The organism is Phenylobacterium sp., assembly GCF_025351295.1.
Lineage (GTDB): Bacteria > Pseudomonadota > Alphaproteobacteria > Caulobacterales > Caulobacteraceae > Phenylobacterium.
In genome coordinates this window covers 24,414-40,663 of sequence record NZ_JANXWD010000028.1, presented here as the reverse complement: position 1 = coordinate 40,663, position 16,250 = coordinate 24,414, and the positions used below count along the sequence as shown (strand labels likewise).

Annotated in this window: 16 protein-coding genes; 4 read left to right on the top strand and 12 right to left on the bottom strand. The window is 73.3% G+C overall.

The window, feature by feature from the left end; all coding sequences use genetic code 11:
• Positions 1-115: 115 nt before the first annotated feature.
• Positions 116-1,024, bottom strand: coding sequence for an aldo/keto reductase (locus Q0R13_RS04535; RefSeq protein ID WP_293900137.1), 909 nt, complete (start codon positions 1,022-1,024; stop codon positions 116-118).
• 167 nt (positions 1,025-1,191) lie between these two features.
• Here Q0R13_RS04535 and Q0R13_RS04530 point away from each other — a divergent pair, with 167 nt between their 5' ends.
• Entirely contained in the window at positions 1,192-2,196 is a 1,005-nt protein-coding gene (locus tag Q0R13_RS04530) for a putative sulfate exporter family transporter (RefSeq protein WP_293900134.1), read from the top strand.
• Positions 2,197-2,216: 20 nt separating this feature from the next.
• On the opposite strand, the gene Q0R13_RS04525 is transcribed toward Q0R13_RS04530, so the two are convergent.
• The 4 genes from Q0R13_RS04525 to Q0R13_RS04510 form a co-directional block, all read right to left on the bottom strand.
• Positions 2,217-3,221, bottom strand: a complete 1,005-nt coding sequence (locus Q0R13_RS04525; protein WP_293900131.1) for a LacI family DNA-binding transcriptional regulator — start codon at positions 3,219-3,221, stop codon at positions 2,217-2,219.
• A gap of 94 nt (positions 3,222-3,315) precedes the next feature.
• Positions 3,316-5,061, bottom strand: coding sequence for a c-type cytochrome (locus tag Q0R13_RS04520; RefSeq protein WP_293900128.1), 1,746 nt, complete (start codon positions 5,059-5,061; stop codon positions 3,316-3,318).
• A gap of 74 nt (positions 5,062-5,135) precedes the next feature.
• The gene (locus Q0R13_RS04515) at positions 5,136-6,089 is read right to left on the bottom strand and encodes an aldo/keto reductase family protein (RefSeq protein ID WP_293900125.1); all 954 of its coding nucleotides are present in this window, start codon (positions 6,087-6,089) and stop codon (positions 5,136-5,138) included.
• A 91-nt stretch (positions 6,090-6,180) separates the two neighbouring features.
• Positions 6,181-6,939: a class I SAM-dependent methyltransferase gene (locus Q0R13_RS04510; protein WP_293900122.1), complete on the bottom strand. Its 759-nt coding sequence runs from the start codon at positions 6,937-6,939 to the stop codon at positions 6,181-6,183.
• A 117-nt stretch (positions 6,940-7,056) separates the two neighbouring features.
• On the opposite strand from Q0R13_RS04510, the gene Q0R13_RS04505 reads away from it, so the two are divergent.
• Entirely contained in the window at positions 7,057-7,944 is an 888-nt protein-coding gene (locus Q0R13_RS04505; RefSeq protein ID WP_293900119.1) for a LysR substrate-binding domain-containing protein, read from the top strand.
• 191 nt (positions 7,945-8,135) lie between these two features.
• Here Q0R13_RS04505 and Q0R13_RS04500 read toward each other — a convergent pair whose 3' ends face one another.
• The 7 genes from Q0R13_RS04500 to Q0R13_RS04470 all read right to left on the bottom strand — a co-directional run bounded on the left by Q0R13_RS04500 (position 8,136) and on the right by Q0R13_RS04470 (position 14,395).
• Positions 8,136-8,558 (bottom strand): MaoC/PaaZ C-terminal domain-containing protein, encoded by a 423-nt coding sequence (locus Q0R13_RS04500; RefSeq protein ID WP_293900116.1) that lies wholly within the window; start codon positions 8,556-8,558, stop codon positions 8,136-8,138.
• Position 8,559: 1 nt separating this feature from the next.
• Positions 8,560-9,081 carry a MaoC family dehydratase N-terminal domain-containing protein gene (locus Q0R13_RS04495; RefSeq protein ID WP_293900113.1) on the bottom strand — a complete coding sequence of 174 codons (522 nt, stop codon included), beginning with the start codon at positions 9,079-9,081 and terminating at the stop codon, positions 8,560-8,562.
• Between the two features lie 71 nt (positions 9,082-9,152).
• Positions 9,153-10,547 (bottom strand): amidohydrolase family protein, encoded by a 1,395-nt coding sequence (locus tag Q0R13_RS04490; RefSeq protein WP_293900110.1) that lies wholly within the window; start codon positions 10,545-10,547, stop codon positions 9,153-9,155.
• Positions 10,544-11,566, bottom strand: a complete 1,023-nt coding sequence (locus Q0R13_RS04485; RefSeq protein WP_293900107.1) for a CoA transferase — start codon at positions 11,564-11,566, stop codon at positions 10,544-10,546. The genes Q0R13_RS04490 and Q0R13_RS04485 overlap by 4 nt, the downstream gene beginning before the upstream one ends.
• Positions 11,563-12,558: an enoyl-CoA hydratase/isomerase family protein gene (locus tag Q0R13_RS04480; protein WP_293900104.1), complete on the bottom strand. Its 996-nt coding sequence runs from the start codon at positions 12,556-12,558 to the stop codon at positions 11,563-11,565. Before Q0R13_RS04480 ends, Q0R13_RS04485 begins: the two co-directional genes overlap by 4 nt.
• Positions 12,559-12,578: 20 nt before the next feature.
• Positions 12,579-14,087, bottom strand: a complete 1,509-nt coding sequence (locus Q0R13_RS04475) for a class I adenylate-forming enzyme family protein (protein ID WP_293900101.1) — start codon at positions 14,085-14,087, stop codon at positions 12,579-12,581.
• Positions 14,087-14,395, bottom strand: coding sequence for a hypothetical protein (locus Q0R13_RS04470; RefSeq protein WP_293900098.1), 309 nt, complete (start codon positions 14,393-14,395; stop codon positions 14,087-14,089). The genes Q0R13_RS04475 and Q0R13_RS04470 overlap by 1 nt, the downstream gene beginning before the upstream one ends.
• Positions 14,396-14,524: 129 nt before the next feature.
• Here Q0R13_RS04470 and Q0R13_RS04465 point away from each other — a divergent pair, with 129 nt between their 5' ends.
• Complete coding sequence (locus tag Q0R13_RS04465; protein ID WP_293900095.1) at positions 14,525-15,145, top strand: molybdenum cofactor guanylyltransferase; 621 nt, start codon at positions 14,525-14,527, stop codon at positions 15,143-15,145.
• A gap of 81 nt (positions 15,146-15,226) precedes the next feature.
• Positions 15,227-15,871 (top strand): glutathione S-transferase family protein, encoded by a 645-nt coding sequence (locus Q0R13_RS04460; RefSeq protein ID WP_293900092.1) that lies wholly within the window; start codon positions 15,227-15,229, stop codon positions 15,869-15,871.
• Positions 15,872-16,250: the final 379 nt, after the last annotated feature.

Below are 16,250 nucleotides of genomic sequence, written 5' to 3'. Positions count from 1 at the left end.
ACGATGTCGCGGCAATGCTCCCAGCTCGACTTCAGCTTGGGGTCCGGCACGCCCAGGAACTCGTAGTCGTCATCGCACAGGGCCGAGAACCAGCTGATCTCGCAGGGTGGCCTGGTCATGGCAGCGGCTCTCCCATCGACGCGACGAGGACCTGGTACCAGTCGGCCCGCGTCCAGCGCGGTTTGTAGGCGTCGGGGATTTCGGCGATCCGCGCCGGGGTCTGGGTCCCGACGATGGGGATGGCGCGGGTCGGATGCGCCATGATCCAGCTGTAGGCGGCGGCCGCGCGGCTGACGCCATAGTCGGCGGCCTTAGCGTCCAGCGCCCTGGCCACGGCGTGGGCGCGGTCGTCGCGCGGATCGCCCAGCCGGCCGCCGCCCAGCGGCGACCAGGCCAGCACGGTCATGCTGCCGGCCAGCGCCTGATCCAGCACGCCATCGGTCAGCGGCGCGATGGCCAGCGGCGAGAACTCCGGCTGGCAGGAGACGATGGGCAAGGGCGAGTGCGCCGCCAGCGCCGCGACCTGCGAGGCCGTGAAGTTCGACACTCCGATCGCGCCGATCTTGCCCGCCCGGTGCGCCGCCTCCAGCGCCCGCGCGGTCTCAGCCGGGTGGGCCAGCATGTCCGGCCGATGGATCTGCCACAGCGCCACATGCTCGAGGCCCATCCGCCGCAGCGACGCATCGATGGCCGAGGCCAGGTAGGCGGCGCTGGAATCGTAGGGCACGCCCATGACGATCCCGCCCTTGGTGGCGATGACCATGCGGGCGGCCAGCGCGGGGTTGCGGGCCAGTACCCGGCCCAGCAGCGCCTCGGCGGCGCCGAACGGCTCGCCATTGTCCGGCCCATAGATGTCGGCCGTGTCGAACAGGGTGACCCCGGCGTCCAGCGCCGCGCCGACCCGCGCCTCGGCGGCCGCGACATCGTCGCCGGCGAACCGCCACATGCCCCAGGCGACCGAGGAGACGGCGGGTCCGCCCTCGTGGAGCGGCCGGCTCGGCGCCGGCTCGGGAAGGTGCGTCATGGCGGTCACGCTGGCCTCGGTGCGGGCGACATTCGGCTGGTTTCAACTCCCCGCGCGACCCGCCGTCTTGCCGTGCGTCGGTCGTATGATAGCGTTGTCATATTGATAGGCCGGCGGGCGAGAGGTTGGCAAGCCGACGGCCCGAAGAAACCTTGGGGAGGCCTGACGTGAGCGACGCGGCGACGCCCCTGCCCGCCCGGCTGCGGGCTCACATCCCCGGCCTCGCGGTCACCCTGCTGGCCACCCTGGCGGCGGCCTATGTGTCGGATCACTACGGCGCGCCGCTCACCCTGATGTGCCTGCTGTTCGGCCTGGCGCTGAACTTTCTCAGCGCCGACCCGCGGCTGGCGGTGGGGCTGGCCTTCGCATCGCGCACCCTGCTGCGCTGGGGAATCGTGCTGGTGGCCGCCCGCGTGACCCTGACCCAGATCGCCCAGCTGGGCCCGGTGGCGTTGCTGGCGGTCGTGGCGATCGTCGCCGTGACCCTGGCGACCGGCGTGCTGGCCGCCCGCGCGCTGGGCTTCACCGCCGCGTTCGGCGCGCTGTGCGGCGGTGCGGTGGCGATCTGCGGCGCCTCGGCCGCCATGGCCTTCGCCAGCCTGCTGGGCGAGCGCCGCGCCAGCCAGGCCCAGCTCACTCTGGTGCTGGTGGGCATCTCGGCCATGAGCGCGGTAGCCATGACCCTCTATCCGGTCCTGGCGCACCATTTCGGGCTCAGCGAGACCCAGGCCGGGTTCATGCTGGGCGCCTCGATCCACGACGTCGCCCAGACCCTGGGGGCCGGCTACGCCTTCTCCCAGATCGCCGGCCAGACCGCGACCATCGTCAAGCTGGCCCGCGTCGCCCTGCTCGCGCCGGCGATGATGGCGGTGGCGGTGTTCATCCCGCGCGAGCCCGGCGCGAAGATCGCCGAACACGTCCTGCCGTGGTTCGTGATCGGCTTCTTCGGCCTGGCGGCGGTCAATTCCCTGGGGGTGATCCCGGCCGCGGCGGCCGATGTCTCGGTCAAGGCCAGCACCTGGCTGCTGGCCTGCGCGGTGACGGCCACCGGCATCCGCTCGCAGATGCAGGCCCTGACCCAGGAAGGGCCACGGCCCCTGTTGGCGATCGTCGCGGCGACCCTGGCGGCCCTGGCGCTCAGCGCCCTGGCCGCCGCCTTCCTGATCCGCTGACTCATCTCCGGGGGTCAGGCCTAGATCTTCTTCGGCGCCGCGGTCGACGCCCGCAGCACCAGTTCGTGCGGCAGGCGGCGGTGCACCACCTCGCCCTCGGCGCCGAACAGCAGGCTGGCGGCGGCATAGGCCAGCTCCCGGGTCGGCTGGCGCACGGTGGTCAGCGGCGGCCAGAGCTGGCTGGCCAGTGCGGTGTCGTCGAACCCGGCCACCGACAGGTCGCGCGGCAGCGACAGGCCGCGCCTGTGGGCCACCGTCAGCACCCCGGCCGCCATGTCGTCGTTGCTGGCGAAGATCGCGGTGGGCGGCAGCGCCAGGTCCAGCAGGATGTCGGCCGCCGCCTCGCCCGAGGCGAAGTCGAAGGCCCCCGGCCGCACATATTTCGGCTCGAACGACACGCCCGCCCGGTCCAGGGCCCGGCGATAGCCGAACAGCCGCAGGTCGCTGGCGGTGTGGTTGGCGTGGCCGATCACGAAGCCGATCCGCCGGTGGCCCAGGGCGATCAGGTGGCTGGTCATGTCGTCCGCCGCCTGGACGTCGTCCATCGAGACCGAGGAGCTGCGCTCGTACTCGGTGCCCGGCGAGATCCGGACATAGGGGATGCCGCGCCGTTCCAGCTCCTCCAGGGCGCCGGGCGCATCGGTGACCGGCGAGGAGAGAATGACCCCGTCAACTTGGGTCTGGTCGATCAGGCCGCCGATCTCGCGGGCCAGGTGCGGCGAGGCCACGTCGGACGGCTGGGCCAGCAGCCGCACCCCCTCCTCGATGCAGCGCGCCCAGACCCCGGTCTGAATCTGGTGGATGTAGTGGGGGCTGTGGTTGTCGTAGATCAGCGCGATCTGGTAGCTGCGCTTGCCGGCCAGGATGCGCGCGGCCACGCTGGGCTTGAAGTTCAGCTCGGCGACGGCGCGCTCCACCCGCAGGCGGGTGGTCGCCGAAACATAGCGCTCCTTGTTCAGCACCCGCGAGACGGTCTTCATCGAGACGCCGGCGATGGCTGACACGTCCTTGATCGTCGAGCGCATGTCCGCCTGCTGACGCCGCCCCGCGCGGCCGCCCGACCCTAGAGGCAGAGCGCGCCCACGTCGATTGACCCGGCCGGGGTCAGCGTACCCGGCATCACGGCGCCTTGTGGCCCACCGACCAGACGTAGGCGGTGATGGCCGCCAGGGTGTCCGGGCTAAGCTGCGCGCCGCCCATCGGCGGCATCGGGCTGCGATAGCGCTTCGGGGCCGCGACACCCTTGGCGATGGTGTCGCTGAGCGCGGCCGGGCTGCCGTCGCCCCACATCCAGGTCCCGCTGGTCAGGTCGGGGCCCAGCGCCGTGCCCTTGCCGTCCGGCCCGTGGCAGGCGCCGCAGTAGTTGGCGCCGAAGGCCGGCTGGCCGGCCGCGATCAGCTCCGCGGTGACACCGGGCGGCAGCGCCGCCGCGCCGCTGGCTGAAGCGGTGGGCGCGGCCGGCTTGACGGCGGCCATCGGCGGGGCCGGGGCCGGAGCGGCCGCCACCGCTGCGCCGGGCGCGCCCTGGTAGGTGACCCGCCAGATGCGGCCCTTCTGGTCGTCGGCGATGAACAGCGCCCCGTCCGGCGCCACCGCCAGGCCCATCGGCCGGAACTCCGCCCGACCGGAGGCCTTGTTCGGGCCCGCGAAGCCGTCGGCGAAGACCACATAGGGCCCCGAGGCCTTGCCCTCGCGCAGCGGCTGGAACACCACATTGAAGCCGTCCTGCGGGGCCGGTGCGCGGTTCCAGGAGCCGTGGAAGGCGATGAACGCACCGCCCTGGTAGGCCGCCGGGAAGGCCTTGGCGGTGTAGATCTTCAGGTCGTTGGGCGCCCAGTGCGACGGGAACGCCGCCACCGGCGCCAGCTTCTGGGCGCAGACGCCCTCCGCCTTGCCGCCGTCGCCGCCGTACTCCGGCGCCAGCACCAGCTTCTTCTGGAAGTTGTCGTAGTAGCAGTTGGGCCAACCGTAATCGCCGCCCTGCTTGATCAGCAGCAGCTCCTCGGCCGGCAGTTCGGTGGCGCGCGCCGGGTCGGGGTAGAGCTTGGGCCAGTTCTGCAGCAGCTGGTCGCGGCCGTGCTGGGTGGCGAACATCCGGCCCGCGCCGTCGAACGACAGGCCCATGCCGTTGCGGATGCCGGTGGCATAGCGCTCGGCCGGCGAGAATTTCTGGCCCAGCTTGTTGGCGTCATAGCGCCAGAGGCCGCCGCGGGTCTCGGACTCGGTGCAAGGGGTGGCGCCCATAACGCCGGGCACGCGGTTCCTCGGCTGGCAGGCGTTGGTCGCGCTGCCCAGGTCGACGAAGAGCTGACCCTTGGCGTCGATCGTGAACGGATGCATCGGGTGGTCGCCGGTCAGCGGCAGGCCCGACAGCACCACCTCCGGCTTGCCGCCCGGCGCGACCGAGCCGGCGGCCGGCGCATAGCGGACGATCCTGTCGTTCACCTCGGCATACACGTAGCCCTTGTAGAGCCCGATGCCGGTCCCGCCGGCCGCCCCGTCCGCGGCGGTTTCGCCGAACGGGGTCGCCACGTCGGCCTTGCCGTCCCGGTCGGTGTCCTGCAGCGCCACCAGGAACCCGCCGGCCCGCGGCTTCGAGCCCGGATAGTACCGGCCGCTCCAGGTGTTGGCATAGACGACGCCATTGGGGGCCACGGCGATGTGGCGGACATTGCCCAGGTTGTCGGCGAACACCGTGGCGCAGAAGCCGGGCGGCAGGGCGATGCCACCATTGTCCCCGACACAGGGCCCGGCGGTGGGCGCGGCCTGGACGGCGCCGCTCGGCCCGGCCGTGAGCATGAGGCCCGCGCCCAGCGCCACGGCCGCCGCTGCGATCCGGCCCCGTTCGGCGGTCTGACTGGTCATGCCTCGTCCCCTGGTTGGTCTGTCGTTGTGCAAGCCGACTGCCTAACGCGTCATCCCGCCGTGGGAAAGCCGGATCAGGCGGCGGCGCGCCGGACGTCGGCGACGATCGCCTCGGCCTGGGCGAACAGCGCCGGGTCGACGACCAGGCCGGAGGCGGCGGCGTTCTCGTCCAACTGGTCGGGCCGGCTGGCGCCGACGATGGCCGAGGCGACGTTCGGCTCGCGCAGCACCCAGGCCAGCGAGAACTGGGTCAGCGAGCAGCCGGCCGCCTCGGCCAGGGGCTTGAGCTTCTGGACGGCCGCCAGGATCTCCGGCCGCAGCCAGGTCTGCATGGCGTTGCCCATGGAGTCGCTGGCGCCGCGGCTGTCGGCCGGCAGGGCGGCGCCGGGGCGGTACTTGCCCGACAGCACGCCCTGGGCCAGCGGTGACCAGACGATCTGCGACACGCCATTGGCCGCACTGATCGGGATCACCTTCTGCTCGGGCCGCCGCCACAGCAGCGAATACTGCGGCTGGCTGGAAACGAATTTCTCGACCCCGGGCATGGCGAAAGCGGCCTCGATCTGCTCCGGCGACCATTCGGAGAAGCCAATCCAGCGGGCCTTGCCGGCACGGACCACCTCGCTCAGCGCCGCCATGGTCTCTTCCAGCGGGGTCTGCGGATCGTAGCGGTGGCACTGGTAGAGGTCGACGTAGTCGGTGCGCAGGCGCTTCAGCGAGGCGTCGATCTGCTTCAGGATCTGCGCCCGCGACAGGCCCTTGTCGGTGTCGCTCATCACGCCGCACACCTTGGTGGCCAGGACGTAGCTGTCGCGCGGCCGACCCGCCAGGGTCTCGCCCAGCACCGTCTCCGCCGCGCCCCGCCCGTAGACGTTGGCCGTGTCGATGAAGTTGATCCCCAGGTCGAAGGCGCGGTCGACGCAGGCCCGCGCCGCGTCCTGCTCGACGCCCACGCCATAGGTAAGCCAGGAGCCGAGCGAGATCTCCGAGACGCTGAGGTCGCTCGCGCCGAGTTGGCGGTACTTCATGGGAAAATCCTTCGGCTTCGAATGGCAGGTCTGGCGGGGAACGACCGCCAGCATATAGCGCCGCGCCGAAGGTGGGACTCCGAACTCGCCGCTATCCGCGCCCGACGACCAGGCGCAGCGATCCCTCGTAGGCCGGCAACCGCCGCCACGCGCCGTTGAGCTCGTCCCATCGGCCCGACGCCAGGTCGGCCGACAGGGTCTCGACGAACCGCGGCTCGACCTCCGGCGGCACGAAACCCCACGACGACTGCGCACGCCGCACGGCCGGCTCCAGCAGCCGCTCCGGCCGTCCGTAGAAGGCCTCGGTGAAGCCGTCGGTGCAATCGAACGGGATCGGCACGACCTGCACCTCCGCCCGCGCGCCGACCCCGGCGGCGATCGCCTCGAGGCCCGGATAGCGCCGCCGCTCGGCGGCCAGCAACTCGGGCGCGTAGTCGTTGACCCAGCAATGGCCCGGCGCCACCTCGTCGAAGGCCATGACGACGACCGGCCCACGCGACACGCGGCGCAGTTCGCGCAGGCCCTTCGCCAGGTCGCTCCACTGGTGGACGGTCGCCACCGCCATGACCGCATCCACCGAGCGGTCGTCCAGCGGCAGGGCCTCCGCGACTCCATGGATCGCCGGCGCCAGGTGCGCGGGCCGTTGCGCCCGCATCGTGGCCGACGGCTCGAGGGCGATCACATGGCGCCCCAGCGGCTCGTAGGACCCCGCGCCGGCCCCGACGTTCAGCACCGTGCGGGCGTCACCCAGCGCGCGCTCAATATAGGCCGCGATCCGCGGATCGGCCCGCCGCTGCGCCGCATAGTCCGCGCCCTGGCTATCGTAATCGAAGTCGCCGCCCATCCACATCCGATCGTTCCCCTCACACTCTCGCGTTGCGAGACAGTGGTTAGACCGGGCGTCACTGAACAAAAATCGACATCGGGTCGTGCTATATATGAGCTGAACTCACATAAGGCGCCCCGCATGGCCGACCGACTGCCGCCGCTCTTCACCCTGCGCGCCTTCGAGGCCGTGGCGCGGCTGGGGTCGGTGACCCGCGCCGCCGCCGAACTGGGCCGCACCCACGGCGCGGTCAGCAAGCAGCTGCGCGCCCTGCACGCCGACGCCGGCCTGCCGCTGTTCGACAAAGTGGGGACCGGCCTGAGGGCCAATGCCGCCGGCCGCCAGCTGGCCGCAGCGGTCGCCGCCGCCTTCGACGGCCTGGCGGACAGCTACGCCACCGTCGTGCGCGAGGCGCGCTCCCCGGCCCTGCATGTGGCCTGCAGCGCCACCTTCGCCATGGGCTGGCTGGTGCCGCACCTGGCGGAGTTCGCCCGGGCGCACCCGGAAGTCCGGATCCGCCTGTCCATGACCTCGGCGCGGGAGATGCGCGACGAGCGCGACGCCGACCTGGTGGTGCTGTGGGACCGCAGCGCCTATCCCGCGCAGGATCAGGCCCGCGCCATCCGGCTGGCCGACGCCCGCTTCGGGGTGGTGGCGGCGCCGGACTACCCTGTCGCGCGCAACGACGACGGCAGCCTCTCCGCCGACTGCCGCATCGTCCACGACCATACCTCCAGCGCCTGGGACCGCTGGACGGCGCTGAGCGGGATCGCCGTCGCCGCGCCCCGGACGCTGTCGTTCCCCCACACCCACCTGTGCCTGGGCGCGGCGGTCGCCGGGATGGGGATCGCCATGGCCGAGCGCCGGCTGGCGGCCGCCGACCTGGCCGCCGGCCGCCTGGTCCAGGTCACCGGCTTCACCGCCTTCCCGCACGGCTTCGCGGCCATCCCGCACCGCACCCGCCCGCCCTCACCCCAGTCGCGCCTGTTCCTGGACTGGCTGGCGGCGGCGTTGCAGGCGGACGGGTGAGCGCGGCGGGCGCATCGAAAGCCTTCCTCCTCGATGGAGGAGGGTTGGGTGGTGGTGTGGCCACAGCGGCGGTGCAAACAGCCCGGGTGGGTGCCGGCGCCTTCCAGCGCCCCTCGCCCCATCGCCGTGCGCACACCACCATCCCCGCCCTTCCTCCATCGAGGAGGAAGGGAGCCAATCCCGAACCTTCCCTAAGGGTCGACCCGCGCCTCGGCGTAGCCGCTCAGCACTTCGACGCCGTTCTGGTTGACGGTCTTGACGTCGAACTCGGCGATCTTCGCCCCGTCCTTGTCGCCGATCGCCTTCAGGGTGGCCGTGGAGTCCAGGGTGTCGCCGGGCCAGACCTGGCTGGTGAAGCGCACGCCGTACTTGGTCAGCCGCGCGTCGCCGACATAGTCGGTCAGCATCTTGCCGGTCATGCCCATGGTCAGCATCCCGTGCGCGAAGACGCTGGGATAGCCGGCCACCTTGGTGGTGAACACCTCGTCGGTGTGCAGCGGGTTGTAGTCGCCGGATGCGCCCGCGTACTGCACGATCTGGGTGCGGCTGAGATCGTCGACCAGGCGCGCGGTGTGGGTTTCGCCCACCTTCAGCTGGCTTGCGCTCAACGCCATCTCAGGCCTCCTGCTTGCTGTCGGCGGGCTGTTCGACCGGGCGCTCGGTGCGCACGCCGACGCCGCGGGCGGTGACCACCAGCTCGCCCTTCTGGTCGCGGTATTCGGTGACGCTCTCGGAGAACACCAGCTTGCCGGAGCGGCGGCCCTCCTTCTCCCAGGTCTTGCCGGGCTTGGTCTCCGAGGTCAGCACGTCGCCGGCCCGCAGCGGCCGGTGGTACTCGTAGTGCTGCTCGGCGTGCAGGCCGCCGCCATTGCCGCCGCCTCCCCCGCCGCCCGCGCTCGCCACCCGGCCGGTGGGGTTCTTGCCGGAGCCGAACCAGGGCTGGCCGATCTTCGGGCGCAGCACATAGTTCGGATCGAACTGGGCGCTGGCCTGGACGAAGGTGGGCGGGGCGATGATGCCGCCGGCCTCGGTGGCCTTGGCGGCCTCCTCGTCGGTGTAGACGACGTTCTCGTCGCCGATCGAGCGGGCGAACAGCAGGATGTGTCCCGCCTCGACGGGGAATTTCTTGGCGGCCATGGCGCTCCCTCGGTTTCGGGCGGCGTCTTCGGCGCCGCGTCCGCCAAGTGAGCGGGTCCGGGCCCCTCTCGTCAATCGGCCTTCGCCGCCTCATGGGTGATCTGGCCGCCCAGCAGGGTCGCCCGCACCCGCTCGGCCCGGGGATCGGCGAGCACCTCGCCCAGGCCTCCCGCCAGCAGGCAGAGGTCGGCCGAGACCCCGACCACGATCCGCCGCGCGGGCCCGCCAGGGTCGGCCGGATCGCCGAGGTAGAGGCCCAGGGCCGCGGCCGGCGCCAGACGTTCCACGCCGCCCAGGACCCGGCCGCCCCCGCTGCGTCGGTCGATCGCGCTCGCCATCGCCTGCCAGGGGTCAGGCGTCGCATAGGGCGCGTCGGAACTGCCGGCGACCGGAACCCCCGCCGCCGTGAGGCTCGCACAGCGATAGAGGTCGGCCTGTTCGCCCAGATCGACCTGCGCCGCATAGCGGTCGCCCCGCTCGTGGATGAAGGCCGACTGCGTGACCACGGTCAGGCCCAGGGCGCGGAGCTGCGGGATCGCCGCCGCCGGGATCACCCCGCCATGCTCGATCCGGTCGCCCCGCCCCGCGCCGGCGGCATCGAAGGCGGCCAGGGTCAGCGCCAGCTCCCCCGCGGTGACGCAATGCACCGCCACCCGCCGGCCCCAGGCCCGCGCCAGGGCGATGCGGCCGATGAAGTCGTCCAGGTCGATCAGCGCGTGGTCGTCCAGCAGCACCTTGACCGGCCCCACCGCGAACGCCCCGTCCGCCGGCGCCGTCAGCGGACCGCCGCTCATCAGGGTCAGCCGCTGCGGCAGGACGCCCCGCCGCGCGGCCTGCGCCAGCCGCCCGGCGGCGTCGGCGTCGGTGGTGACGCTGGCGTCGGTCAGGGCCGTGACGCCATAGCCTGCCAGCCGTCGGCCGATGGCGTCCAGGCGCGGCGGCTCGGCCCCGATCCGCGCGCGCAGCCAGGCGTCGCCGCGCCAGATCCGCCCGGTCGCCGCCCCCGCCGCATCGCGCTCCAGCACCGCGGCGCCGTCGTCCAGGCCCTCCAGCGCCAGGCTGTTCAGCATCCACAGCGACCCGGTCTGGTGCTGCACGCGCAGCCGGTGGCGCGGCGCGAGCGCGTCCAGGTCGCGCCGGGTCAGGTCGCCGGCCATGGTCTCGTGGTAGCCCTGCACCCGGATCCAGGCGCCCGGCCGCCGCGCCACCACCGCCGCGTCGATCCGCGCCGCCAGGCCCGCCGCGGAGGTCACCCCATCCAGGACCACCGACTCGGCCTGCGCCGCCAGGGCGAACAGGTGGATGTGGTGGTCGCAGAGCCCCGGGATCAGCGCCCCGCCACGGCCGTCCAGCTCCTGGGTCGCGCGCCCCAGCCGCGGTCCGATCTCGGCGATCCGGCCGTCCGCGATCCGCACGTCCAGCCCGGCGCGGCCTTCCACCTCGACGTCGCGGATCGTCAGGGTCATGCCGCGCGCCGGAGCCCACAGACGCTGGCCGCCCCCGCCGCCGACCGCGCCAGGGCCACGTCGACCAGCACCCCGCCGCCCGCCTCCAGGCCCCGCAGCGCCCCGATCGCCGCCGCCAGCCCGGTCACCGGATCGGCCAGGGCGTCGCCCAGGAACCGCGGCTCGCCGGCCGCCGTCCAGCCGACCAGCCCGCCGACCGCAGCCGCGTCGTCGCCGAACGCCACCCGCGAGGCCGCCGCCCCGGTCCAGCCGTAGCCGGTGACCGCCACCCAGACGAGGCCGGGATTGGCCGCGAACACCGCCGCCGGGTCCAGCCCCAGCCCGGCGAAGGCGCGGCGCCGCGCGCTGGTGATCAGCACGTCGGCGGCCAGGATATCGTCCCGCAGCCGCGCCTGCCCGGCCGGCGCCGTCAGGTCGAGGCTCAGGTGGCGCTTGCCGCCGTTCAGCCGTCGGAAGAACTCGGGCGTCGAGGTCCGGGTCGGGTCGGGCCGCCGGACGCTCTCCACCTTCACCACCGTGGCCCCCGCCGCCGCCAGGATCGCCCCGCACATCGGCCCGGCCCACAGGGCGGAGAGATCCACCACCTTCGGCGCGCCGCGCCGCCCGCTCGCCGCCCCGAGCGCCAGCAGCGGCGCGTCCAGGCTGTCGCAGACCACCTCGCCCACCGCCCCGGCCGGCAGGCCCAGCAGGTCGGCGCCGGCCACCAGCTCCACGCGGGTGTGACGCCCGGCGTGGGCGGCGATGGCGGCCCACGGCGCGGCCCCGAACTCGCAGCCCAGCCAGGCCGGGATCAGCGCGCGGTCCTCCTCCCGCGCCAGGTTGGCGACCATCCAGCCGTCGGCGGCGCGGAACAGGCGGCAGGCCCCGTTGGGCGACGCCAGGCCCGGCGGGTTCAGCGCCAGCTGGCCCGCGCGGTCGAGCACGCTCAGCGCCGCCACATCCACCCGCCGCCCCAGCCGCGCGGTCAGCGCCGCGAGCTCGGCGCCCTGCTGGTCCAGCGCGGTGGCGATCGGGCTCATTGGGCAACCGCGTCGACCAGGCCCCAGACCAGGGCGGTGCGCAGGTCGATGTCCGCGCCGGAGATGGCCATGTAGCAGGCCCGCCGCCGGCCGATCCGCCGCGGGATCGTCGCCGTGCCGCCGGCCCCGGGGAGCAGGCCCATGGACACCTCCGGCAGCCGGAACACCGCCCCGGGCCGCGCCGTCACCCGCGCCGCCGCCGCCGGAACCTCGATCCCCGCTCCGACGCAGGCGCCATGCAGCTGGGCGGTGAGCCGTGCGCCCAGAGCGCGGACCAGCCGGGCCGGCGCGCGCAGGGTGCGGATCAGGTGCGCCTGGCCCGGATCGCCTGCCCGGCCGAACTCGTCCAGGTCGCCCCCGGCGCTGAACGCCGGCCCGGCCCCGGTCAGCACCACCGGCGGCGCGTCGGGATGCTCCGCCGCAAACGCCAGCGCCTCGGCCAGTTCGTCGCGCATGCGGGCGTCGAAGGCGTTGCGCGCCGACGGCCGGTTGAGGCGGATCTCCAGCCCGCCGCGCGCCTCTGCGATCAACACCCGTGGCCCGTCGTCGACCCGCGCCCGCACCGGCGTCGCCGCCCGCCAGGCCTGGAACCCAGCCGCGCCCAGCAGCATGGAATAGGCCAGCGACTCGGCCACCAGCGCCTGGTCGAAGGAGACCTGCAGGCTGGCCCGCAGCACCTGCGCCGCCACCGCCGCGGCCACCGGCTGGGCCGCCACCGCGGCCGCCAGCTCGGCGAGCGTGGCGTCCATCTGGCCTGCCGGCACGCCCACCCAGGGCCCCGGCGCCGCGGGGTCGGTGCTGAGCAGGATGTCGAACGCCTCCAGCGCCCCGCCCGGGACCGCTCCGCCGCGATGCACGCCGATTTGCACGACCCCGGCCCCGGCCCCGACAGCCGTCGCCGCGCCGCCGCGCTCGAACTCGGTCACCGCCAGGCCGGCGCCGCCCAAGCCGATCAGCTCGGCCAGTATCCCGGCGGCGGGTTCGGGGGTCACACGACGCCTCCGCGGGGCGCTCAGCCGGCGGCCGGCTTCGTCGGGCCCGCCATCTCGGCTTTCAGCTGCCGTCGCAGCAGCTTGCCGGTGTCGTTATAGGGCAGGGCGTCGCGGAACGCCCAGACTTCCGGGGTCTTGGTGGAGCGCAGCCGGGCCCGCACCCAGGCCGCCAGCTCCTCGGCCGCCGGCGCGCCGTCCTTGCCGACGATGGCCGCCGCCACCTGCTCGCCCCAGTGGTCGTCGGGCAGGCCCAGCACGGCGACGTCCGCTACGCCGGGATGGGCGCGCAGCACGTCCTCGATCTCGCCCGGCGAGATGTTCTCGCCACCGCGCACGATCACGTCGTCCAGCCGGCCCTCGACGAACAGATAGCCGGCCTCGTCCATCCAGCCGCCGTCGTTGGTGGCGAACCAGCCATCGTCCTGCACGACCTTCTTGTGGGTGTATTCGCCCGACACCTGTTCGCCGCGGACGTAGATCTCACCCGACTGGTTCGGCCCCAGCAGCCTGCCGTCCGGATCGCGAATCTCCAGCTCCAGCGCCGGCAGCGGCCGGCCCACCGAGCCCAGGCGGCGGCGCACCGCCGCGTCGGTCGAGGCGATTGCCGCGCGATGATCCTCCGGCCCCAGCACCGCCACCGTCGAGCTGGTCTCGGTCAGGCCGTAGGCGTTGACGAAGTCCACGTGCGGCAGCACCCGCAGCGCCCGCTCGATCACCGGCCCCGGCATCCGCCCGCCGCCGTACGACAGCACCTTGAGCGCCGGCAGCGTCAGGCCGCGCGCCTCCAGGATGTCCAGCACCGTGCCCAGCATGGTCGGCACCACCATGGCATGGGTGATCGCCTCGGCCGCCGCCGCCTCGACCCAGGTCTCCGGCGTGAAGGCCTCCAGGTGCACGATCCGCCGGCCGCCGTAGACCCCGGTCAGCAGGGCCGAGATCCCGGCAATGTGGTAGGGCGGCACGCTGACCAGGGCGGCCTCGTCCTCGTCCGAGCCCAGGAACTCGACCGTGGAGATCACATAGGAGGTCAGGTTCCCGTGCCGCAGGATCGCCGCCTTGGGCTCGCCGGTGGTGCCGCTGGTGAACAGCAGCACGGCGATGTCGGGCTCGGCGTACGCCAACTCCGTCTCGCGGTGGGCAGGGTCCAGGCAGGCCGCCTCGAACGCCGTCATCGCCACCACCGTGACGCCGGCGCAGGCCTTCAGCCGCGGGATCATGTCGTCGTCGACGATGGCCACGGACGGCGCGGTGCGGGCCAGCAGCCGGTTGAGGTCGGCGTCCGGCAGGCGGTAGTTCAGCGGCGCGAACGGCTTGGCCAGCAGCCCGCTGGCGAACAGCGCCACCGGCAGGACCGGCCCGTTCAGCCCCAGGAAGGCCACGGTGTCGCCGCCGCGTTCCGCCAGCCACGCCGCGCCGCCGCGCGCCCGGGCCCGCAGCTCATGGAACGTCAGCCCGTCCGCGCGCGGCCCCAGCGCCAGGCGATCGGGAATGGCGTCCGCCGCCATGTCGAGAAGCAGGGTCGTGTGCATCAGTCGGACGACGGCAGCGCCTTGGCGTCCTTGCGCGCCAGCGCCTTGCCGCCCACCGACAGCGAGCCGTCGCCCGCCTTGCTGGCCAGCACTTCCAGGCCGCTGTCGGCGTCGAAATAGCGCTTGCCGGCCGCGGTGCCGGCCGCGTGCTCGGTGGCCGGCGCGGCGCCCTCGACCCGCTCGGCCGCAAAGGCGATCAGCGGCTGGCCGCCGCATTCCAGGCTGACCGGCGCGGAGGGCGGCCGCACGATCACCACTTCGGTGCTGCAGACGGCGCTGCGCCAGCGCGACCCAGGCTTCAATTCCATCGCTATGTCTCTCGTTCGGCGTCAGATTCGACCCTATCCCAGTCGACGCGGGACGGAGAGTCCACTTCGAAGATCGGGTTCCCAAGGGGGAGCTGGATTTATCCAGCCCAAGGCGCTCTGCTGGCCCATGTGGAGACGCCCCTTGACCCCGCGCAGGCCGCCAAGGCCCCGCCGATCGCCGTCGTCGTGCTGGCCGGGGGCGAGGGCCGCCGGATGGGCGGAGCCAAGCCGCTCCGCCGGCTCGGGGACACGACCCTGGTGGCCCACGCGCTGGCGCTGGCCCGGACGTGGTCGGCGCAGGTCGCCGTCGCCGTGCGCGACGCGGCGCAGGTGGGGGACGAGGTCGACGCGCCGCTGATCCTCGACGATCCGGCCCTCGCCGGGCCGCTGGCCGGCCTGGCCTCGGCGTTCGGGTTCGCCAACCAGATCGGGGCCGCCCGGCTGCTCACCCTGCCCTGCGACGCCCCCGCCCTGCCCAGCGATCTGCTGGCCCGGCTGGCGCGCGGCCTGTCGAGCGAGACGCTGGTGGCGGTGGCGGCCAGCGGTGGCGTCCTGCAGCCGGTCTGCGCCCTGTGGCGGGTGCAGGCCGCGGCCCGCCTGCCGGCCTATCTCGCCACCGGCCGCCGCGCGCTCGGCGGCTTCGCGGCCCACTGCGGCATGGCGACCGTCGACTGGCCCGCGGGCGACATCGACCCCTTCGCCAACGCCAACACGCCGGAGGAACTGGCGGCCCTGCAACCGCCTGTTTGAGCCGGCCGCGCCACATCCGGCTCGACAAGCCCGGCCGGTTCGACAACGCTCCGCCGTCATCGCCGCCTGGGAGCCACCGCCATGCTGACCGTCCACCACCTCGGCGTCTCGCAGTCCGAGCGCATCGTCTGGCTCTGCGAGGAGCTGGCGATACCCTACGAGCTGAAGATCTACGACCGCGATCCCCAGACCCGCCTGGGCCCCCCGGAATACAAGGCCCTGCACCCGCTGGGCACGGCGCCGATCATCACCGACGGCGATGTGGTGCTGCCGGAGTCCGGGGCGATCATCGAATATATCATCGGCAAGTACGGCGAAGGCCGGCTGGCGGTCGGGCCCGAGGCGCCGAATTTCGCCGACTACCTGTTCTGGTTCCACTTCGCCAACGGCTCGCTGATGCCCAGCCAGATGATGGCCCTGGTCGCCGCGGCCATGGGCGGCGGCGACACCGAGAGCCCGCGCGCCCAGATGATGCGCGAGCGCAGCGAGACCCGCTGGGGCCTGGTCGAGGACCGCCTCGGCCAGTCGCCCTACCTGGCCGGCCCGGAGTTCACCGCCGCCGACATCATCATGGTCTTCACCCTGACCACCATGCGCTACTTCGTGCCCCGCGACCTGAGCGGCCTCCCCAACACCCTGGCCTACCTCCAGCGCATCGCCGCCCGTCCCGCCTACCGGCGCGCCATGGCCAAGGGCGACCCGACCATGACCCTGCTGCTGACCTGACGCCGTCGAACGGGAGGCGCGCTTGGCCGACGTGATCGTGGTTGGCGCGATGCCCGCCGCCGCCAGCATCGTCGTGAGGACCAGCCGATTGGTGGCGTTGTCCTCGGCCGCGAGCACCTTGAGGCGCTCGGCCCCATCGATCTGCTCAGGCGCCGGGTCCTCGGGCGCGGCCCGTTCCAGGGGCAGTCTGAAGGTGAAGGTCGAGCCCTGGCCGGGCGCGCTGGCCACCTTGATGACGCCGCCCATCTGGCCGGGCAGGTGGTCAGTTTCTTCACGCAACCCCCCCCCGGGGCCCGCATTGAATTCCCAAAACCCAAGCTCGGGAAAATCCCGCAAGCGCGCCTAACCCTGGTATCCGCAGCGCGTTTGAGAACCCATA